This is a genomic window from Streptomyces sp. NPDC088350 (genome assembly GCF_044753545.1).
Classification (GTDB): Bacteria; Actinomycetota; Actinomycetes; order Streptomycetales; family Streptomycetaceae; genus Streptomyces.
Window position 1 is genome coordinate 25,011 of record NZ_JBIVNL010000010.1, and the last position, 20,396, is coordinate 45,406.

Sequence of the window (20,396 nt, forward strand, 5' to 3'; positions counted from 1 at the left end):
CGGGGACGACCGGATCCGGACGCCCCCGCCACGGGCAGCCGTAGGGCACCCGCGCGCACCGTACGGCCCGGACCTGCGATGGTCCGATCGCGGTGCGACGGGCGGGCCCGGTGCGGGAGCCGCCCTCACGCGTGCCTGGTGGTGCACACTGGCCTGATCCGCATCACGCCAGGGAGCGCACCGTGACCGCGTCCACCACGCCCACCGGAAAGGGACCGTCGTCCAACGGGGAGCAGACGTCCTGTCCGGCCCCCCTCGACCCCCTGGCCGGACTGCGCGCGCCGGACGACCCGCCCTGGGACGTGTACCTCACCGGCACCGTCTTCCTCGACATCATCTTCACCGGGCTCGAATCCGCCCCCGTGCGCGGCACCGAGTCCTGGGCACGCGGGATGGGTTCCAGCCCCGGCGGCGTGGCCAACATGGCGACCGCGCTGGCCCGCCTCGGCCTGCGCACCTCCCTCGCCGCGGCCTTCGGCGACGACCACTACGGCGAGTACTGCTGGGACGCGCTGGCACAGGGCGAGGGCATCGACCTCTCCACCTCCCGCTCGGTGCCCGGCTGGCACTCCCCGGTCACCGTGTCGATGGCGTACGAGGGCGAACGCACGATGGTCTCCCACGGCCACGAGCCGCCCCCGGAAGCCGTGTTCGGCCAGGGGGACGCCCCGCACCACCCGCCACGCGCGCGTGCCGCCATCGCCTCCCTCACCCCGGGCAAGCAGGCACCCTGGGTCGCCCGGGCCGCGAGCGAGGGCACCCGGATCTTCGCCGACGTCGGCTGGGACGACACCGGGGCCTGGGACCTCGCCGGGCTCGCCGACCTCGCGCACTGCGAGGCGTTCCTGCCGAACGCCGAGGAAGCCATGCGCTACACCGGCGCCGACTGCCCCCGCGCCGCCGCCCACGCGCTCACCGAACACGTGCCGCTCGCCGTCGTCACCCTCGGCGCGGACGGCGCCTACGCCGTGGACCGGCGTACCGGGGAGTCCGCCGAGGTCCCCGCCATCGCCGTCGAGGCCCTCGACCCCACCGGCGCCGGGGACGTCTTCGTGGCCGGCTTCGTCACCGGCACCCTGGCCGGCTGGCCGCTCGCCGACCGTCTCGCCTTCGCCGGTCTCACCGCCGCCCTCTCCGTCCAGGAGTTCGGCGGTTCGCTCTCCGCGCCGGGCTGGTCCGAGATCGGCGCCTGGTGGCGCAGGGTGCAGTCGGTCGAGGGCCAGGACCCCGCCGCCCTGAGCCGGTACGCGTTCCTGGCGGGACTCGTCCCGGAGGAGCAGGGGAGCGGCAGTCCCTGGCCGCTGCGCCGGGCGGTGCCGACGATCGGGTTCGGCAGGTCGACGTAGAGGACGCGGCGGTGGCACGGGCGGCCGGACACGCGGCGCCCGCTCAAGGTGAACCGTTCCTGCTCAACTGCCGTGGCAGCCCCTCAGCAGGACCCCGCCCGCTCCACCACCCCGGCGACCTCTTCCCGCACCGCCTCGAAGACCGCCTCGGGCAGCGTGCCGAGCGGGGTGAGCGCCAGCGTGGCGAGGATCCGGGCGGCATCGGCGTCGTAGGGAACGGCCTCGCTGAGCACGTCGTAGCCGTCACGGACGGCGACCCGCAGCGTGGGCCGCTCCGCCCCCTGCACGGTGACCGCGACCGCGACCACGAACGGGACCTCTCCCCGCAGCACATCGGACAGCTTGCGATAGCCGCTCGCCACCGGCTCCCGCCAGCGCAGACTGAGCAGTACCGGCCGCTTCGCCAGCAGCTCGGCGAGGTCGGTCTCGACGGGGCCGTCCGACTCCAGGACCAGCGCGCGGGCGTCCAGCACCAGCGCGGCCGGCAGCAGACAGCGCAGGGTGCTGCCGACGATGTTCCCGCCGACCGTCGCGGTCCGGCGCACCGCACCGGTCCCCACCCCGCCCGCCGCCCGCCGCAGCACCTCCGGCACCCGCTCGTCGATCTCGTGCAGCAGCACGGCCGCGCCCAGCGTCCCGTCCCCGATCACCCGCGCCTCGGGCACCTCGCGCAGCGACACCGCCTGCTCGGGGAACCCGTCCCGTTGCCAGCCGGCCCACACAAGCGTCGCCCCACCGACGGGTACCGCCCCCTCGGCCAGGCACTCCCGCGCTTCGGACACCGACGTGGGCAGACGCACGAACACAGCGGCCGACCTGCTTTCCCTGCATGGCTTACTTGACGGACATAGCGCATTGTCCGTACATGCGAGGGGGCGCGAACAGGGCTCACGGCGTCACCCTGTGCACGCTCCCTGCGCCGGGCACGCCCCGGATTTCGTGGCCCGACGGTCACCGAAAAGCCCTACGGCGTTGTCAGTGGCCCGGCGTACCCTGGATTCCACCAGACCGCCCTTGTGGCGGGCGAGTCGATCGAGGAGGACGAGCAAGGCCTACAGAGCCGGCCCATGACTCAGACACCCACAGCTCACACCCCCGCGCGGGAGCAGGCGAGAGCAGAGTTCACCGTCCCCGCCCAGCACCCCATGGTGACCCTTCTGGGTTCCGGCGACGCCCTCCTGCGCGTGATCGAGACGGCCTTCCCGGCGGCCGACATCCACGTCCGGGGCAATGAGATCAGCGCGGTCGGCGACGCCCGCGAAGTGGCCCTCGTCCAGCGCCTGTTCGACGAGATGATGCTGGTGCTCCGCACCGGGCAGCCGATGACGGAGGACGCAGTGGAACGCTCGATCGCCATGCTCAGGGCGAGCGAGAACGGGGATGGCCCTGAGGAGACACCGGCCGAGGTGCTCACCCAGAACATCCTGTCCTCGCGAGGCCGCACGATCCGCCCCAAGACCCTGAACCAGAAGCGGTACGTCGACGCGATCGACAAGAACACGATCGTCTTCGGCATCGGCCCCGCCGGCACCGGCAAGACCTACCTCGCCATGGCCAAGGCGGTCCAGGCCCTCCAGGCCAAGCAGGTCAGCCGCATCATCCTGACCCGCCCGGCGGTGGAGGCCGGCGAGCGGCTGGGATTCCTCCCCGGCACCCTGTACGAGAAGATCGACCCGTACCTGCGCCCGCTCTACGACGCCCTGCACGACATGCTCGACCCGGAGTCGATCCCGAAGCTGATGGCGGCGGGGACGATCGAGGTGGCGCCGCTGGCATATATGAGGGGCCGCACTCTTAATGACGCCTTCATCATCCTGGACGAGGCCCAGAACACGAGCCCCGAGCAGATGAAGATGTTCCTCACCCGGCTCGGCTTCGAGTCGAAGATCGTGATCACCGGTGACGTGACGCAGGTCGACCTGCCGAGCGGCACGAAGTCGGGGCTGCGGCAGGTGCAGGACATCCTGGAGGGGCTCGACGACGTGCACTTCTCCCGCCTGTCGTCGGCGGACGTCGTACGGCACAAGCTGGTCGGCCGTATCGTCGACGCGTACGAGAAGTACGACAGCGAGAACGGTACGGAGAACGGCACCCACAAGGGTGCCCGTGACAAGCGGAAGTAGATCAGCACGACCATGTCGATCGACGTCAACAACGAGTCCGGAACCGAGGTCGACGAGCAGGCGATCCTCGACATCGCCCGCTACGCGCTCGCGCGGATGCGCATCCACCCGCTCTCCGAGCTCTCGGTGATCGTCGTGGACGCCGACGCCATGGAGCAGCTCCACATCCAGTGGATGGACCTGCCGGGCCCGACCGATGTCATGTCCTTCCCGATGGACGAGCTGCGTCCGCCGAGCAAGGACGACGAGGAGACTCCGCAGGGGCTGCTCGGTGACATCGTGCTGTGCCCGGAGGTCGCCGCGAAGCAGGGGGCCGAGGCCGAGACGCAGCACACCATGGACGAGGAGCTCCAACTCCTCACCGTCCACGGTGTGTTGCACCTCCTCGGGTACGACCACGAGGAGCCCGACGAGAAGGCCGAGATGTTCGGTCTGCAGGCCGCCATCGTGGACGGCTGGCGCGCGGAGAAGGGCCACACCGGCCCGTCCCCGGCTCCGACGGTCTCCTAGGGCACGGGTAAGGCACAGGTAGTACGCCTCATGAGTCCTCAGATCGTCGTCGGCGCCATCGCCCTTGTCGTGGTCGCCTGGCTCGCCGCCTGCGCGGAGGCGGGCCTCGCGCGCGTCTCCAGCTTCCGCGCCGAGGAGGCCGTACGGTCCGGTCGGCGCGGCAGTGCCAAGCTCGCGCAGGTCGCCGCCGACCCGACCCGCTATCTCAATGTCGCCCTGCTGGTCAGGGTGGCCTGCGAGATGGCAGCCGCCGCGCTGGTCACCTACGAGTGTCTGCACGTGATCCACGGGACCGCGCCCGCCCTGCTCGCCGCGATCGGCGTCATGGTCCTCGTGTCGTACGTCGCGGTCGGGGTCTCCCCGCGCACGATCGGCCGCCAGCATCCGCTGAACACGGCCACGGCGGCGGCGTACGTCCTGCTGCCGCTCGCGCGGATCATGGGCCCGATCCCGTATCTGCTGATCCTCATCGGCAACGCGCTCACGCCCGGCAAGGGGTTCCGGCGCGGCCCGTTCGCGTCCGAGGCCGAGCTGCGGGCGCTGGTGGACCTCGCCGAGAAGGAGTCGCTGATCGAGGACGAGGAGCGCCGGATGGTGCACTCGGTCTTCGAACTCGGCGACACCCTCGTCCGCGAGGTGATGGTGCCGAGGACCGATCTCGTCGTCATCGAGCGGTACAAGACGATCCGTCAGGCTCTCACGCTCGCGCTGCGCTCCGGCTTCTCGCGCATCCCGGTGAGCGGGGAGAGCGAGGACGACATCGTCGGGATCGTGTACCTCAAGGACCTGGTCCGCAAGACGCACATCAGCCGCGACGCCGAGTCCGAACTGGTCTCGACGGCCATGCGGCCCGCCAGCTTCGTGCCGGACACCAAGAACGCCGGTGACCTGCTGCGCGAGATGCAGCAGGAGCGCAACCACGTCGCCGTCGTCATCGACGAGTACGGCGGCACGGCCGGCATCGTCACCATCGAGGACATCCTTGAGGAGATCGTCGGCGAGATCACCGACGAGTACGACCGCGAACTCCCGCCGGTCGAGGAGCTGGGCGACGACCGCTACCGGGTCACCGCCCGCCTGGACATCGGCGACCTGGGGGAGCTGTACGGCTTCGAGGCCTACGACGACGAGGACGTGGAGACGGTCGGCGGCCTGCTCGCGAAGGCACTGGGCCGCGTCCCCATCGCCGGTGCCTCCTCCGTCGTGGAGTTGCCCGACGGCCGCGAACTGCGGCTGACGGCGGAGGCCTCGGCCGGTCGCCGGAACAAGATCGTGACGGTCCTGGTCGAGCCGGTGGGCCCGGCCGACCCGCCCGAGGAGGAGACGAAGCCGGAGTGAGCCCCGAGCAACTGCGGGCGTTCTGCCTGTCGTTCAACGCGACGGTGGAGGACTTCCCCTTCAACCCGGACATGTCCGTCTTCAAGGTCCTGGGCAAACTCTTCGCCCTGACCCGCCTGGACGCACACCCCCTCACGGTTAACCTCAAGTGCGACCCGGAGGACGCGATCCGGCTCCGCGAGGAGCACGAGGGCCTGATCATCCCCGGGTACCACATGAACAAGCGGCACTGGAACACGGTGAGGGTGGACGGTGGGCTTCCGGACCGGCTCCTCCGGGAGCTGATCGAGGACTCGTACGACCTGGTGGTGGCGGGGTTGCCGAGGGCGGAGCGGCTGCGGCTCGACCGGCCGTAGATCCGGGTGGGCGGCGGCTGAAGGCGTGTCAGAATCCGGCGCATGGCTGCTGCTGTGCGATATCCGCGTCCGCTGCGTCCCGGTGACCGGGTCGGTGTCACGTCCCCCTCCAGTGGGGTCCCCGATGTCCTGCGCAAGCGACTCGACGTGGCGGTCCGGGACGTCGAGGCGCGCGGGTACGAGGTCGTCGTCGGCCGGTGCATGGACGGGGCGGGTCATGTCAGCGCCTCCGCCGCCGAGCGGGCCGCCGAACTGACCGAGATGCTGACCGACCCGGCGATCCGGGCCGTGGTCCCTCCGTGGGGCGGGGAGACCGGGATCGACGTCCTGCCCCTGCTCGACTTCGAGCGGATCGGGCGGGCCGAACCGACCTGGCTGGTCGGCTACTCGGACATGTCGACCCTGTTGACGCCCCTGACCCTGCTCACCGGAACCGCGACCGTGCACGGCAACTGCCTTATGGAGACGCCCTATCGAGTGCCCGAGGGGCTGCTGTCCTGGCTGGACGTCGTCGCCGCGCCGCAGGGCGAGCCGTTCACGCAGATCCCGCCGAACCGCCACCGCAGCCCGGGCCGGGACGACCTCGTGGGGCATCCGGAGATCCGGGACTTCACCCTGGACGTCCCCGGGCGCTGGACCCGCCTCGACGGCGAGGGGGACGTGGACGTGGCGGGCCGGCTGATCGGCGGCTGCATCGAGACGCTGGTCAACATCGCCGGGACGCCGTACCTGGACGTCACGTCCTTCGCGCGGAGCGCGGCCCCCGAGGGGCTGCTCGTGTATGTCGAGGCGTGCGACGACAACGCGTTCACCATCTGCCGGAATCTGCACGGCATGCGGCTGGCCGGGTTCTTCGACGCGGCGAACGCCGTGCTCGTCGGCCGGACCCACGCGCCCGACGCGCCCACGCTCACCCAGCACGAGGCCGTCATGGACGCGCTCGGCCCGCTGGGCGTGCCGGTGATCGCCGACGTCGAGTGCGGTCATGTCGCCCCGTATCTGCCGCTCGTGAACGGGGCGCACGGCCGGGTCGTCCACACGGCCACGCGCTCCGAGATCATCCAGATCCTGGACTGACATCTCATACCGAGACGGGGGCGGCCTCTCGGTTCCTGCCGAGTCCTACGGCCACCAGTACCGCCGCCCCGGCCACGATCGCCGCGTCGATCCCCACCACCGTGTGGACGCCCGACATCAGGTCGCCCGAGGTGGTGGCGAGGACGCCCAGCAGGGGGATGCCGACGGTGATGCCGATCTGCTGGGTGGAGGTGACCAGGCCGGTGGCCAGGCCCTGTTCCTCGTCGGGGACACCCGACGTGACCGTCAGGCCGTAGGAGATGATCGCGCCCAGGTGGCACATGCTCGCCAGGGAGACGGCGGCCGTGGCGAGCCAGACCGACCAGGTGTGCGTGTCGAGCCCGAGGAGGGCGGCCACGAAGACGGCCTGGCCGGTGAGCGAGGCGATCAGGGTGCGGCGGGCGCCGATGCGGCCGATGACCTTCGGGGCGTAGATGCCGGCGACCGCGGAGAGGACGCCCTGGACGCCGAAGACCAGGCCCGTCTCGAAGGACGACAGGTGCAGGATCTCCTGGAGGTACAGGGTCAGGACGAACACCACCGTCGACATCATCGAGAAGGTGACCAGGCCGCCCAGGTTGCCCCAGGCCACCGTGCGGCGGCGCAGCATGGGGAGGGAGATCAGGGGGTGGGCCGTGCGTGACTCGACGTACGCGAAGGTGGTGAGGAGCAGTACTCCTGCGATCAGGGTCGTGATCACGTCGGTGCGGGCGAAGCCGTGGTCGGCTGCCGTCGACAGGGCGTAGATCAGGGCCAGCAGGCCGCCCGTGACGGTGATCGCGCCGGGGACGTCCAGGCGCGGGCGGTCCGGGGTGCGGGACTCGGGGAGCAGGGTGGGGGCCAGGGGGAGGACCAGTACCGCGAACAGGGTGAGCAGGGCCATCGTCGAGCGCCAGCCGAACGCGTCGGTCAGGACGCCGCCGGCCACCATGCCGGTCGTGTAGCCGAGCGAGAGCAGCGTGCCGGAGATGCCGAGCGCGCGGTCACGGGCCGGGCCCTCGGGGAAGGTGGTGGTGAGGAGGCTCATGCCGGTGGGGACGATGGTCGCCGCGCCCAGGCCCTGCAGCGCCCTGCCCGTCAGGAAGGACGCCGGGTCCCAGGCGAACGTGGCCAGCAGGGAGGCCGCGCCGAACAGGGCCAGGCCGGTGAGGAACAGCCGGCGGCGGCCGTAGAGGTCCCCGATGCGGCCGAACAGGAGCAGGAAGCCGCCGGACGGCAGGGCGAACGCGGTGACCGCCCACTGGAGGGCGGACCGGCTCATGCCGAGGTCGTCGCCGAGGGTGGGCAGGGCCACGTTCAGGACGGAGAAGTCCAGGGCGACCATGAACTGGGCCGCGCAGAGGACGAAGAGGACGAGCTTGTCGCGCGTCGACAACTTGGGAGTGCCGAGTGGATCGTGGACGGTGGGAGTCGTGGTGTCGGTCGCCATGAGGAGAGCTTCCGGCCGTCGGAATAGCCGTGGGGAGCCGGAAGTTGTGCTGGTGGTGGCACCACCAGTCAGCGCGAGGGGGATGTGTACGTGGCTGAGGACGCCCTGAAGAGCCGTCGGCTGAGCGAGCTGCGCGAGTTCCTGATGAGCCGCCGCGCCCGGGTCTCCCCGGCCGAGGCGGGGCTCCCCGACGGCGGGGCGCGGCGCCGTACGCCCGGGCTGCGGCGTGAGGAGGTCGCCGTGCTCGCCGGGGTGGGCGCCTCCTGGTACCAGTGGCTGGAGCAGGGGCGGGACATCTCGGTGTCGCCGCAGGTCCTCGACTCCGTCGCCCGTGTGCTGCGGCTCAGCAACGCCGAGCGGCGCCATCTGTACGCGCTGGCCGGGCTGAACCCGCCGGCGCCCGAACCGGCGGCGGACCACGGTTGTGAGGGCATCCGGCGGTTGATCGACGCCTGGATGCCGTTTCCGGCGCACATCATGGACCGCTACTACAACTGCCTGATGTACAACGACGCGGCGGGCTGGGTGCTCGGCATGCGGCCCGAGAACACGCAGAACTGTCTGGTCGACTTCTTCACGGACCCCCTCTACCGTGCCCGTTCGCAGAGCTGGGAGCGGAACGCGCGGACGGTCGTCGCGCAGTTCCGGGCGATGTGCGCGGACAGTCCCGACGACGAGGGGCTGCAGGCGGTGCTGGCCGAACTGACCTCCGTGAGCCCGGAGTTCACCGAGCTGTGGGCGCGGCGGGACATCCAGGACGCGGGGGTGATCCGCAAGGAGCTGGATCATCCGCTGGTGGGTCTGCTGTGCGTCGAGTCGACGGCGTTGAAGGTACCGGCCCGGCCGGATCTCACGATCGTGCTGCACACGCCGTTGGACGAGGCGAACACGGTGGCCAAGCTGGAGTGGCTGGCCTCGCCGGAGGGGCGGCGCGGGGCGATGTACCCCGTGGCCGGATAGCGCCGGTACTTCTTCGTATGCTCTGCTCATGACCGACAGCAGCGCGCTTGACCCCGAGGACCGCAAGATCGTCACCCTGGCCCGTTCCGCGCGGGTCCGCAACGGTGTGCCCGAGGGCGCGGCCGTACGGGACGAGACGGGGCGTACGTATGTCGCCGGGACGGTCGCCCTTTCGTCGCTGAAGCTCAGCGCTCTGCAGACGGCGGTGGCGATGGCGGTGGCGTCGGGGGCGAAGTCGTTGGAGGCGGCGGCGGTGGTGACGTCCGCGGAGTCCGTTTCCGTGGATGATCTGGCGGCTGTACGGGATCTGGGTGGGCCGGGGACGCCGGTGCACGTGGCTTCGCCGGACGGGGTTGTTCGGCTGACGGTCGCTGCCGGCTGAGGTGGTGCTGGGGGCTCCGCCCCCAGACCCCCGGTCGGCCCTGAAGGGGCCTCGTCCTCAAACGCCGGACGGGCTGAGATATGTCGGCCGGTGTTGTGAGGTGCGGGGAGCGGCTGGGATGTGCCCGGCCGGTGTTGTGAGGTGCGGGGAGCGGCTGGGATGTGCCCGGCCGGTGTTGTGAGGTGCGGGGAGCGGCTGAGATGTGCCCGGCCGGTGTTGTGAGGTGCGGGGAGCGGCTGAGATATGCCCGGCCGGTGTTGAGCAGTGCCCCCGGGTCCCCCCCAGCCCCCGGGTCTCTCCCCAGCCCCCCCCGTGTCCAAAAGTCGCCGTCCAGATTTCGCCCTTGCTCTCCCCCGTCTCCCGCGCATCAATGGAACCGTAAGTTCCGACGGACCGTCAGATTCCTGTTCTCGTGGCGCACCGCACCGCGTCCGTGAGGGGTCTGCGGTGTTTCTCCCGTCCATCCCCACATGGCGTTCCCAGACACGGGAAGGGAAGCAGAACCATGAAAGGCAAGCTGAGAAGCAAGCGAATCGGAATGGGTGCGGCACTGGCGACGGGGGTCCTCGCGGCCGTCTCGCTGGCGTTCGCGCCCAGTGCTCTCGCCGTCACTCCCCAGACGGCGACGATCACCGCGGACTGCGGCATCTTCGGCGGCGGTGCCGCCACCATCACGGCCACGCAGGACGGGACGGCGGCGACGGTCACCGTCACCTCCTCCATCACCGCTCCGCTGGCCCTGGCGCAGGACTCCATCTCCTCCACCTTCACGTTCGAGAACGCGAGCGGTGGTACGACCGTCTTCAGCGGGACGGCGAACCCGGCCATGGCGACGGGCGACGCCGTCACGGTCGGTCCGCTCGACGGGACCGTGGCCTCCGGTGACAGCCTGGAGGCGTACGGCGGCTCGCTGCAGATGACCATCTTCGGCATCGCCGTCACCTGCACGGCCACCGGACCGCAGTCGCCGGGTCCGTTCGTGTTCGACTGAGAATTCCCCCCACGGCCTCAACTGGGCCGTCGGTTCCCGCTGTTGGGCGGGAGCTGACGGCCCATCAGTTAGTTTCGGCCTGTGCATTGACTTCTCACGCTATCCCCACATCAATGCCCCCTGTGGGCGCAGACGAGCCGCTGCGCCCACCGTCCTCAGGAGGGGGCACAGCCATGGCTACGACATTCCGAAGACGCCGTTGGGCGTCCTTGTTCGGGGTGACCGCGCTCGCGGTCGCCACGGGCGGTGCGCTGGCCTGTCCGGCCGGCGCGTCCACGAACGTGGACTTCGCCACGCACTGCATCCCGCCGGCGATCGCGGGCATCCCGCCGATCGACGGCACCACGACCGCCGCGCTCACGGTGGACAACACCGCGCCGAAGGTCGGCGACACCGTCACCGTGACGTACACGGTGGTCAAGCCCGCCGCCAGCAACCCGACCGCGCTCGCCCTGCCGGCCGACATCATGACCCCCACGGGGAAGGTCACCCTCGGCGGCGCCCAGACCGGCAGCTTCACGGTGGCCGGTCCCAAGAAGAACGACCCGGTGCCGGGCAACGGCGCCTTCCCGTCGTTCTCGATGACCGGCACCTTCACGGTCACCACCCCGGGCGCGATCACCCTCTCGCCCGGCGACTACAACATCCACACCAGCTACATCCTGGAGCTGGACACCCCCTGCACGGTGACGAACCCGCCGGCGCCGGTCTCCGAGACCGTCACCGCGACCGCCACCACACCGGTCAACACCCGTGCGATCAGCCTGGGTTCGGCCTCCGGGAACGCCGGTGACAGCGTCACGGTCACCGGCAGCAACTTCACCCCGGGTGCCACCGTGACCCTGGCCGGGCGGTCCGGTACCGCCCAGACCGCGGACACGGCGACCGTCACGGCCAGTGCCAGTGGTGCCATCAGTGGTTCTCTCGTCGTCAACGACAAGACGACCACCGGGATCGTGGCGTACGAGGGCAGTGCGTGGAGTGCCGATCTGGGTGCCGGGCCGGCCGCCTATGTCGTCAACGACACCACGCCCGTACCGCCGGGGAGTCAGAAGCTGACGACCACCGTCAAGGCGGGCACGCTGTCGATGTCGCAGGCCGGGGACGCCGTGGGTCTCTCCGCGGTCGACTTCGGCAAGGGCGGTGCCTCCACGGGCGCCCTGAACACGGTGACGGTCCAGGACTTCCGCGGCGGACCCGCGGGCTGGTCCCTGACCGGCAAGGTCACCGACTTCACCGGTCCCGGCGCCAAGATCGATGCCGGGGCGCTGAGTTGGACACCCGCCTGCGCCACCAAGGCGGGCAGCCCGAGCACCTGCGTCGCCGGTTCGGCGGGCACGGTGGGCAGTTCGGGAGCGACGCTCGCGTCCACCCCCGACGGCACGCTCACCGGCGGCGAGTTCACCGCCGACGCCGGACTCTCCCTGAACGTACCGGCGTTCACGCCTCCGGGCTCGTACTCCGGCGTTCTGACGCTCACGCTCACCTGACGGCTCCACTCACCTCCGGTGGCCGGGCGACCGTACCCGCCCGACCACCACACACCTCGTCCGTGGGGGTCCGCACCCATGCGCAAGCTGTACGTCCTCCTCCTGAGCCTCTGCCTCGGCGTGCTCGCCGCGCCCTCCACCTACGCGGCGGACAACGGCAGTTGGTCCGTGTACCCGGCCGCCTCGAAGATCGCCGCGCGGCCGTACTTCTATCTCTCCGCCGACCCCGGCCAGACCATCCAGGACAAGGTGGTCCTCGCCAACAAGACGGCGAAGCCGCTCACCTTCCGGCTGTACGCGGCCGACGCCTACAACACCGCGCGCGACGGCGGGTTCGCGGTGCGGACCGTGAAGGAGACGATGCGGGGAGTGGGCGCGTGGGCGAAGCCCGCGAAGTCCCGGGTCACCGTCCCGGCCCACAGGACGGTCACCGTGCCGTTCACCCTGCACGTGCCCGAAGGGGCCGAACCGGGCGACCACCCGGGCGCGTTGGTCGCCCTCGACGAACACGTCGACAAGGGCGACGGCTCACTCGCCCTCGGTGTGCAGCGGGCCGTCGGCGCCCGCGTCTACCTCCGGGTGAGCGGACCCACGCTCCCCGCGCTCGCCGTGGAACACGTCCACGTGTCCCATCACCAGCCGCTGATACCGGGGTTGGGGGCCAGCGGCGCCACGATCTCCTACACGCTGCGCAACACCGGCAACGTCACCCTCGACCCGAAGGTGACGCTGAAGGCGCGGGGGCTGTTCGGCCGTACGCTGCTCTCGCGCGGACTGACCCGAATCCCGGCCGAGTTGCTGCCGGGGCAGAGCGTGAAGCTGAGCGAGCCGTGGAAGGGCGCGCCCCAACTCGACTGGGGCGACGTCACGTTGACCGCGAGCGCGACGGGCACGAAACAGTCGGCGAGCGCGTCGTTCTTCGCGCTGCCGTGGCTGGCGGCGGCGCTGCTGCTCGCCGTCGGGTTCGCCGGGGGAGTGCTCGCGGTCAGAGCGCGTCGGGGCCGCGCTCACCCGTCCGGACCCGGACGACCGTCTCGACCGGAATCGACCACACCTTCCCGTCCCCGATCTTCCCCGTTCGCGCGGCGGTGACGATCGCGTCGAGCACGGCGTCCGAGTCCGCGTCGTCGACGACGACCTCGATCCGCACCTTGGGCACGAGGTCGACCTGGTACTCGGCGCCGCGGTACACCTCGGTGTGGCCGCGCTGCCGGCCGTAGCCGCTGGCCTCGGTGACGGTCAGGCCGTGTACGCCGAGCTCCTGGAGCGCCGTCTTGACCTCGTCGAGGCGGTACGGCTTGACGATCGCGGTGATGAGCTTCATGCCTGGGTGCTGACCTTCTGAGCAGAGGGGAGGGATGCGCCGACCGGGGCTCCGTGGCCCAGGACGCCGTGATCGTATGCGCTCTCGGCGTGCACCGTAAGGTCAAGACCCGTCAGCTCCTGCTCCTCGCTCGCCCGCAGCCCCATCACCCGGTCGAGCAGCTTGCCGATGCCGTACGTCACGAGGAACGCGTACGCCCCTACGGCGGCCACGGCCACCAGCTGCCTGCCGAGCTGGGCGAGCCCGCCGCCGTAGAGGAGGCCCTCGGGGCCGCCGGTCAGTTCGGTGGTGGCGAAGACCCCGATCAGGAGGGTGCCGATGACTCCGCCGACCAGGTGGACGCCGACGACGTCGAGCGAGTCGTCGTAGTTGAGCCTGAACTTCCAGCCGACCGCGTACGAGCAGACGGCACCGGCGGCGAGGCCGACGACCAGCGCGCCGAGGAGGGAGACCGAGCCGCAGGACGGGGTGATCGCGACCAGGCCGGCCACCGCGCCGGAGGCCGCGCCCAGGGTCGTCGGGTGGCCGTCGCGCTTCTGCTCCACGAAGAGCCAGCCGAGCAGGCCGGTGCAGCCGGCCGTGAGGGTGTTGAGGAAGGCCGCGGCGGCGAGGCCGTTGGCGCCGAGCGCGGAGCCGGCGTTGAAGCCGAACCAGCCGAACCAGAGCAGGCCCGCGCCCAGCATGACCATGGGGAGGTTGTGCGGCCGCATGGCGTCCTTCTGGAAGCCGAGGCGGGGGCCCACCACCAGGCACAGGGCCAGGCCGGAGGCGCCCGAGGTGATCTCGACCGGGAGGCCGCCGGCGAAGTCGAGGGCGCCGAGGTGCGCCGCGATCCAGCCGCCGGGGCCCCATACCCAGTGCGCGACGGGAACGTATACGAGCAGCGCCCAGACGGGTACGAAGACCAGCCACGCGCCGAACCGCACCCGGTCGGCCACCGCGCCGCTGATCAGGGCGGCCGTGATGATCGCGAAGGTGAGCTGGAAGGTGGCGAAGAGGAGGGTGGGGACGGTGCCGTGGACGGCGTTCGGGCCGAGGCCCGCCATGCCGAGGTGCTTCACTCCGCCGATGAGCCCGCCGCCGACGTCGTCGCCGAAGGCGAGGGAGTAGCCGGCGGCCAGCCACACCACCGTGACCAGGGCGATCGACACGAAGCTCATCATCAGCATGTTGAGGACGCTCTTCGTGCGGACCATGCCGCCGTAGAAGAGGGCAAGGCCCGGGGTCATCAGCAGGACGAGGGCGGTGGCGGCGAGCAGCCAGGCGGTGTCGCCGGTGTCGATGCCTGCGGCGGCGAGGGTCACGGTCGTCTCCAACGGTGTGGGGGCTCGTCAGAGGGTCACCGGCCCGGGTTTCCGGTTGTGCACGGCCGTGTTTCCGTGACGTTTCATTGCGTCGGGGTTACCGAAAGCTCACCGTGTGAGGCCCTGGTGGACTGTTGTGCGGCGCGGGCCTGTGGATCAGGGACAATGGGCGCCATGAGCGTTCGTACCCCGTCATCCAAGCCGTCCGCGTCGTCGGAGGCTCCTCACCGCGCCGGCTTCGCCTGCTTCGTGGGCCGCCCCAACGCGGGCAAGTCCACCCTTACGAATGCTCTGGTCGGCCAGAAGGTGGCGATCACCGCCAACCAGCCGCAGACCACGCGGCACACGGTCCGCGGCATCGTGCACCGGCCGGACGCGCAGTTGATCCTGGTCGACACGCCTGGGCTGCACAAGCCGCGCACACTGCTGGGGCAGCGGCTGAACGACATCGTCCGTACGACGTGGGCCGAGGTCGACGTCATCGGCTTCTGCCTGCCGGCGAACGAGAAGCTGGGCCCGGGCGACCGTTTCATCGCGAAGGAACTGGCGTCCATCAAGAAGACGCCGAAGATCGCGATCGTCACGAAGACCGACCTGGTCGACTCGAAGACCCTCGCCGAGCAGCTCATCGCCATCGACCAGCTCGGCAAGGAGCTGGGGTTCGAGTGGGCGGAGATCGTGCCGGTGTCGGCGGTCGCGGGCCAGCAGGTCGATCTGCTGGCCGACCTGCTCATCCCGCTGTTGCCGGAGGGGCCCGCGCTGTACCCCGAGGGCGACCTCACCGATGAGCCCGAGCAGGTCATGATCGCGGAGTTGATCCGGGAGGCCGCGCTGGAGGGGGTGCGGGACGAGTTGCCGCACTCCATCGCCGTCGTGGTGGAGGAGATGCTGCCCCGCGAGGACCGGCCCGCCGACAAGCCTCTCCTCGACATCCACGCGTTCGTCTACATCGAGCGGCCCAGCCAGAAGGGCATCATCATCGGGCCGAAGGGCGCGCGGCTGAAGCAGGTCGGGATCACGTCGCGGAAGCAGATCGAGGCGTTGCTGGGTACGCCGGTCTTCCTGGACCTGCATGTGAAGGTGGCGAAGGACTGGCAGCGGGATCCTCGGCAGTTGCGGAAGCTGGGGTTCTAGGGGGCCGGTTGGGGTTCTGTGGGGCTTTTTTCGCCCCCGCCGCCCCTACCCGTCCCATCCCCAGGGGCTCCGCCCCTTCGACCCCGCCGGGGGCCAGCCCCCGGACCCCCGCTCCTCAAACGCCGGAGGGGCTGATTTCCGACATGTCCTGCACGCCTATCACCCGCAGCAGCTGCAGGCGTTCGTACGACTCCGTTCCCGGGCGGGCCGTGTGGATGACCAGGTGGTGGTGGTCGTCCTGGTTCAGGAGGATCTCGCAGTCGAGTTCCAGGAGGCCGACCAGCGGGTGGCGGAAGCGCTTCGTGGAGCGGCGGCGTACCGCGACCTCGTGGTCCTCCCACAGGCGTGCGAACTCCTCGCTGGACGCGCGGAGTTCGGCCACCAGCGCGGCCGGCTCGGGATCGTCGGGGCGGGCCGCGGCGACCGCGCGGAGGTTCGCCACATGGGAGCGCGCGTGCTCCGGGATGTCCTCCGGGGGGAACAACTCCCGTGACTCCGGGTTCAGGAAGAAGCGGCGGAGCAGGTTGCGGTCGCTGGGCGGGCGGGCGAACGCGTCGCCCGACAGGGCCTTCGACATCGCGTTCTGGGCGATCAGCTCGCCGCAGTCGCTCGTCACGAGTGCCGGGGTGTCGTGCAGCCGGTCCAGGACCAGGAGCAGGCCCGGCCGCAGGTGCGCGGACCCGCCTCCCCGGCGCGGTGGCTCCTCGCCGGTGAGGTGGAAAAGGTGGTCGCGTTCGTCGTCCGTGAGCCGTAGTGCCCGCGCGAGCGCCGTGAGCATCTGGCGGGACGGGCGCGGACCCCGGGCCTGCTCCAGGCGCGTGTAGTAGTCCACGGACATGCCGGTCAGCTGGGCCACCTCCTCGCGGCGCAGGCCCGGCGTACGGCGGCGGGCGCCGGGCGTGAGGCCCACGTCGGAGGGGGTCAGGCGGGCCCGGCCGCGGCGCAGGAAGTCGGCGAGTTCGGCTCGGTTCACGCTTCCAGCGTGCGGCAGTCCGCCCGGCTTATCCAGGGTCTGCCGATCCCCCGATCGGCAGGTCTCTCCCGGTACCGGCCCGCCCGCCCAAAGCTGGTCGGGACGAGAGTCGGGACGAGAGGAGCACATGATGCTGACACTGGTGACAGGCTCGACGGGACAGGTCGGACGGCGCTTCGTGCCGAGGCTGCTGGCGCAGGCCGGGCCGGGGGAGCGCGTACGGGTACTGGTGCGGGACGCGGCACGCGGCGAACCGTTCGCGGAACTGGGCGCGGAGGTCGTGCTCGGCGATCTGCGGGACGAGGACGCCCTCGGCAAGGCGGTGTCCGGAGTCGACGCGGTCGTGAACGTCGCCGCGTCCTTCCGCGGCGTACCCGACGACGAGGCCCGGGCCGTCAACCACGACGCGGCGGTCGCCCTCGGCCGTGCCGCACAGGCCTCCGGCGTACGGCGCTTCGTCCAGGTCAGCACCGGGCTCGTGTACGGCGCCGGACGGGGCCGTCCGCTGACCGAGGACGACGAGAGCCGGCCCGGCGGCGAGATGTGGGGTGCCTACCCGGAGTCCAAGGCGGCGGCAGAACGGGAGTTGCTCGCGCTCGACGGCATGGACGTGCGCGTCGCCCGCCTCCCCTTCGTCTACGGCGAGGGAGACCCCCACCTCGCCAACTCCCTCCACTGGGCCGCGCATTGGGCCTCGAACCAGCGCCTGCACATGGGCCACCACGCGGATGTCGCCCAAGGCCTCCTCCGCGTCCTGCACACCCCGGGAATCGCCGGCCGCGTCTACAACATCGCTGACGACGCCCCCGTCACGGCGGTCGAACTGCACCTGCTCAACGGGGTCGAGATCCCCGCCGGACTCCACGAACACACCGACCCCGACCCGTGGTTCGGCATCATGTCCACCGAGCGGATCCGCCGGGAACTGGGCTACCGCCCGCTGTTCCCGACGGCCTGGTCGGCACGCGACGCGGGCGTGCTCTGACCCCGCTCGGCCCACCGCCCTTGAGCCCACCGCCCTTGAGCCCACCGCCCCCTCAGTCCACGCCCCGAATCCGCCGCACCAGCAACGCCCCCGCCATCCCGATCACCGCCGACACCAGGTACAGCACCCGGTATCCGCCCAGATAGGTGACGATCGGCGCGGCGAGGGCGGGGGCCGCGACCTGCGGAAGCGCGTTCGCCACGTTGATCACGCCGAGGTCCTTGCCGCGGTCCAGGGCCTGGGGGAGGACGTCCGTCATCAGGGCGAAGTCGACCGAGGTGAAGACGCCGAAGCCGATGCCCAGGAAGGCCGCCGCGACGATCGCGCCCGGCCAGGTCTGCCAGCCCGCGAGGACCGCCGTCGCCACCGCCATCAGGACGCCCGACCAGATCACGAACGGTTTGCGGCGGCCGACCCGGTCGGACCACACCCCGCCGACCACGACCGTGGCCAGCAGCGTGAGGCCGTTCACCGCCGTCAGGATCAGGACGCCCTGGTCGGGGTCGTGGTAGTGCAGGCGGTCGCGCAGGTAATACAACAGATACAGCAGCACCAGCGCGTTGCTCAGGTTGATCAGGAAGCGGGTCAGCCAGGCCCAGCCCAGGTCCGGATAGCGGCGCGGGCTCAGCCAGAAGCCCTTGAAGAAGCCCGGCCAGGACCACACCGGGCGGTCCGTGGGCGGGAGTTGCAGGTCCTTGTGGCGCAGCACGTACGGCAGCACGCCCACCGCCGTGAACACCGCGCACGCCACATAGCCCGCCGTGATGCCCCCGGCCGCCGTCGCCAGTCCCGTGCCGCCCACCACGCCCAGGATCTGCGCGGCGCCCAACCAGCCGCCCACAGAGCCTCGTTGGAGCCGCGGCACGCGGTCGGGGACGGCCGCCGTGACGGCAGCGAAGGCCGCGTTCAGGGTCAGCTGGACCAGGCACCAGCCCAGCGTCATCGTCCACACCCCGCCCGCGCCCGCGAGCAGCAGCAACGACAGCGCGCCGCCCGCCGTCCCGGCCACGATCCACGGCGTACGGCGGCCCCAACGCGCCGTCGTACGGTCGGACAGTGCGCCGAAGAGCGGATTGGCGACCAGGGACACCAGCGCGCCCGCGCCGGTCACCCACGCCAGCATCGTCTCCTTGGACATGCCGGTGCCGGGCGCGAAGTCCTTGGCCTGCGAGGCGAGCAGGATCTGCAACGGGCCGTACCAGCCCACCCAGATCGCCCCGTTGGCGAGCGACAGCGCCGACGTCCAGCCCCGGCCCACGCGTTCCACGGGTTCGGCCAGGGCGAGAGCCGAAGTGGCGGTAGCGGGAGCCGGATTGCCGTCGTCCACGGAACTCCCCGTCGTCGTCATCTCTGCGCCCGCAGCATGCCCTGGAACCAGCCGTACGACGCCTTCGGAGTGCGCGCCTGTGTCTCGTAGTCGACGTGGACGAGGCCGAAGCGGCGCTCGTAGCCCTCCGCCCACTCGAAGTTGTCGAGGAGCGACCACACGAAGTAGCCGCGGACGTCCACGCCCGCCTCCAACGCCCCGTGCAGCGCCCGGACATGGCCGTCGAGGTAGGCGATCCGGTCCTGGTCGTCGACGCCCTCGTAGGAGCAGCCGTTCTCGGTGATGACGACGGGCGGGAGCCGGTCGCCGTAGCGGTCGCGGAACGTGGTGAGGAGCTCGGTGAGGCCCTCGGGGACCACCGGCCAGCCGAAGTCCGTGACCGGGACGCCCTCGATGTCCCTTACGGAGAAGGGGAGTTCGGCGGGGAGGGTGAGTCCGCCGAACTCGATCTCCGCGCCCTGGGGTGCCCCGACCCGGCTCGGCGCGTAGTAGTTGATCCCGTACCAGTCGATCGGTTCGGCGATCACCTTCAGGTCGGACTCGACGTCGCCCGGCATCAACTCGCCCAGGCCTGAGGGGTATTCGCCCAGCAGGAGCGGGTCGGCGAACAGGCGGTTCAGGAGCAGGTCGTAGAAGTTCGCCGCCTCGACGTCCTCCGGCTCCTGGGACGCCGGCCAGGTCGGGCCGTGCGAGTTGGCGATCCCGATGTCGGTGGCACCGGCCGCGCGCAGCGCCCGTACCGCCAGTCCGTGGGCCAGGAGTTGGTGGTGGGCGACCGGGAGCGCGTCGAAGAGCAGGGTCTTGCCGGGGGCGTGGGCTCCCAGCGCGTGCCCCAACAGCGTATGTTCGGCGGGCTCGTTGAGGGTGATCCACTTCTTCACCCGGTCGCCGAGCCGGTCGGCGACCACGGACACGTACTCGGCGAAACGTGACGCCGTATCTCTGTCCATCCAGTCCCGCGTGACCGGGAGATCCCAGTGGAACAGGGTCGGGACCGGACGGACGCCCGCTTCGCCCAGTTCGTCGACGAGACGGTCGTAGAAGTCCAGGCCGCCGGGGGAGTTCACGCGCGGCCAGGAGATCGAGAAGCGGTACGCGTCCACGCCCAGGTCGGTCAGGAGGGCCACGTCCTCGTGGTGGCGGTGGTAGTGGTCGCAGGCCACCGCCGCCGTCGAGCCGTCCTTGATCCGGCCGGGCTCTGCCTCGAACACGTCCCAGACGGAGGGCTCGCGTGCCTCCGCCGCGCCCTCGATCTGGTGGGCCGAAGTCGAGACGCCCCAGAGGAAATCGGCCGGGAACCGAGGTATCGGGTTGCCTGCATCATTCGCCATGCGCCGGATCATGGGT

At 71.0% G+C, this 20,396-nt stretch carries 20 protein-coding genes; 13 read left to right on the top strand and 7 right to left on the bottom strand.

All coding sequences use genetic code 11. The annotated features are described in order from the left end of the window. The first annotated feature begins 182 nt into the window (after positions 1-182). Positions 183-1,346, top strand: coding sequence for a carbohydrate kinase family protein (locus tag ACIQBL_RS32440; protein ID WP_401947949.1), 1,164 nt, complete (start codon positions 183-185; stop codon positions 1,344-1,346). 83 nt (positions 1,347-1,429) lie between these two features. Here ACIQBL_RS32440 and ACIQBL_RS32445 read toward each other — a convergent pair whose 3' ends face one another. Then, entirely contained in the window at positions 1,430-2,152 is a 723-nt protein-coding gene (locus ACIQBL_RS32445; protein WP_401947951.1) for an FAD binding domain-containing protein, read from the bottom strand. Between the two features lie 261 nt (positions 2,153-2,413). Here ACIQBL_RS32445 and ACIQBL_RS32450 point away from each other — a divergent pair, with 261 nt between their 5' ends. From ACIQBL_RS32450 to ACIQBL_RS32470, 5 genes are read left to right on the top strand one after another with little or no spacing between them, the layout of a single operon-like run. Next, complete coding sequence (locus ACIQBL_RS32450) at positions 2,414-3,469, top strand: PhoH family protein (protein WP_401947954.1); 1,056 nt, start codon at positions 2,414-2,416, stop codon at positions 3,467-3,469. A gap of 12 nt (positions 3,470-3,481) precedes the next feature. Beyond that, a complete protein-coding gene (ybeY, locus tag ACIQBL_RS32455; protein ID WP_401947957.1) occupies positions 3,482-3,979 on the top strand; it encodes an rRNA maturation RNase YbeY in 498 nt (165 codons plus the stop codon). A gap of 30 nt (positions 3,980-4,009) precedes the next feature. Further along, positions 4,010-5,317, top strand: a complete 1,308-nt coding sequence (locus ACIQBL_RS32460) for a hemolysin family protein (protein ID WP_401947959.1) — start codon at positions 4,010-4,012, stop codon at positions 5,315-5,317. Further along, positions 5,314-5,673, top strand: a complete 360-nt coding sequence (locus tag ACIQBL_RS32465; protein WP_401947962.1) for an MmcQ/YjbR family DNA-binding protein — start codon at positions 5,314-5,316, stop codon at positions 5,671-5,673. Before ACIQBL_RS32460 ends, ACIQBL_RS32465 begins: the two co-directional genes overlap by 4 nt. 42 nt (positions 5,674-5,715) lie before the next feature. Continuing rightward, positions 5,716-6,750: a S66 peptidase family protein gene (locus tag ACIQBL_RS32470; protein ID WP_401947964.1), complete on the top strand. Its 1,035-nt coding sequence runs from the start codon at positions 5,716-5,718 to the stop codon at positions 6,748-6,750. Positions 6,751-6,754: 4 nt separating this feature from the next. Here the strand turns inward: ACIQBL_RS32470 and ACIQBL_RS32475 are convergent, their stop codons facing one another. After that, positions 6,755-8,179 carry an MFS transporter gene (locus ACIQBL_RS32475; protein ID WP_401947966.1) on the bottom strand — a complete coding sequence of 475 codons (1,425 nt, stop codon included), beginning with the start codon at positions 8,177-8,179 and terminating at the stop codon, positions 6,755-6,757. Positions 8,180-8,323: 144 nt separating this feature from the next. On the opposite strand from ACIQBL_RS32475, the gene ACIQBL_RS32480 reads away from it, so the two are divergent. The 5 genes from ACIQBL_RS32480 to ACIQBL_RS32500 all read left to right on the top strand — a co-directional run bounded on the left by ACIQBL_RS32480 (position 8,324) and on the right by ACIQBL_RS32500 (position 13,094). After that, positions 8,324-9,139: a helix-turn-helix transcriptional regulator gene (locus ACIQBL_RS32480; protein WP_401948790.1), complete on the top strand. Its 816-nt coding sequence runs from the start codon at positions 8,324-8,326 to the stop codon at positions 9,137-9,139. 28 nt (positions 9,140-9,167) lie between these two features. Then, complete coding sequence (locus tag ACIQBL_RS32485; RefSeq protein ID WP_401947969.1) at positions 9,168-9,521, top strand: cytidine deaminase; 354 nt, start codon at positions 9,168-9,170, stop codon at positions 9,519-9,521. Between the two features lie 505 nt (positions 9,522-10,026). After that, a complete protein-coding gene (locus ACIQBL_RS32490) occupies positions 10,027-10,512 on the top strand; it encodes a hypothetical protein (RefSeq protein ID WP_401947972.1) in 486 nt (161 codons plus the stop codon). 173 nt (positions 10,513-10,685) lie between these two features. After that, the gene (locus tag ACIQBL_RS32495; RefSeq protein ID WP_401947974.1) at positions 10,686-12,002 is read left to right on the top strand and encodes a beta-xylosidase; all 1,317 of its coding nucleotides are present in this window, start codon (positions 10,686-10,688) and stop codon (positions 12,000-12,002) included. A 78-nt stretch (positions 12,003-12,080) separates the two neighbouring features. Continuing rightward, positions 12,081-13,094 (top strand): WxL protein peptidoglycan domain-containing protein, encoded by a 1,014-nt coding sequence (locus ACIQBL_RS32500; RefSeq protein WP_401947976.1) that lies wholly within the window; start codon positions 12,081-12,083, stop codon positions 13,092-13,094. Here the strand turns inward: ACIQBL_RS32500 and ACIQBL_RS32505 are convergent. Next, positions 12,988-13,326: a P-II family nitrogen regulator gene (locus tag ACIQBL_RS32505; RefSeq protein ID WP_401947979.1), complete on the bottom strand. Its 339-nt coding sequence runs from the start codon at positions 13,324-13,326 to the stop codon at positions 12,988-12,990. The genes ACIQBL_RS32500 and ACIQBL_RS32505 overlap by 107 nt on opposite strands. Beyond that, entirely contained in the window at positions 13,323-14,630 is a 1,308-nt protein-coding gene (locus ACIQBL_RS32510) for an ammonium transporter (protein ID WP_401947982.1), read from the bottom strand. The genes ACIQBL_RS32505 and ACIQBL_RS32510 overlap by 4 nt, the downstream gene beginning before the upstream one ends. Positions 14,631-14,795: 165 nt before the next feature. Here ACIQBL_RS32510 and era point away from each other — a divergent pair, with 165 nt between their 5' ends. Continuing rightward, positions 14,796-15,764: a GTPase Era gene (gene era, locus ACIQBL_RS32515; RefSeq protein WP_401947985.1), complete on the top strand. Its 969-nt coding sequence runs from the start codon at positions 14,796-14,798 to the stop codon at positions 15,762-15,764. Between the two features lie 115 nt (positions 15,765-15,879). Here era and ACIQBL_RS32520 read toward each other — a convergent pair whose 3' ends face one another. Then, positions 15,880-16,737, bottom strand: coding sequence for a helix-turn-helix transcriptional regulator (locus ACIQBL_RS32520; protein ID WP_401947988.1), 858 nt, complete (start codon positions 16,735-16,737; stop codon positions 15,880-15,882). 130 nt (positions 16,738-16,867) lie between these two features. Between ACIQBL_RS32520 and ACIQBL_RS32525 the strand changes: the two genes are divergently transcribed. After that, positions 16,868-17,722 (top strand): NAD-dependent epimerase/dehydratase family protein, encoded by an 855-nt coding sequence (locus ACIQBL_RS32525; protein ID WP_401948793.1) that lies wholly within the window; start codon positions 16,868-16,870, stop codon positions 17,720-17,722. A gap of 52 nt (positions 17,723-17,774) precedes the next feature. On the opposite strand, the gene ACIQBL_RS32530 is transcribed toward ACIQBL_RS32525, so the two are convergent. Further along, positions 17,775-19,070 carry an MFS transporter gene (locus ACIQBL_RS32530; protein ID WP_401947990.1) on the bottom strand — a complete coding sequence of 432 codons (1,296 nt, stop codon included), beginning with the start codon at positions 19,068-19,070 and terminating at the stop codon, positions 17,775-17,777. After that, complete coding sequence (locus tag ACIQBL_RS32535; RefSeq protein WP_401947993.1) at positions 19,067-20,392, bottom strand: GH1 family beta-glucosidase; 1,326 nt, start codon at positions 20,390-20,392, stop codon at positions 19,067-19,069. The genes ACIQBL_RS32530 and ACIQBL_RS32535 overlap by 4 nt, the downstream gene beginning before the upstream one ends. Between the last annotated feature and the right edge of the window lie 4 nt (positions 20,393-20,396).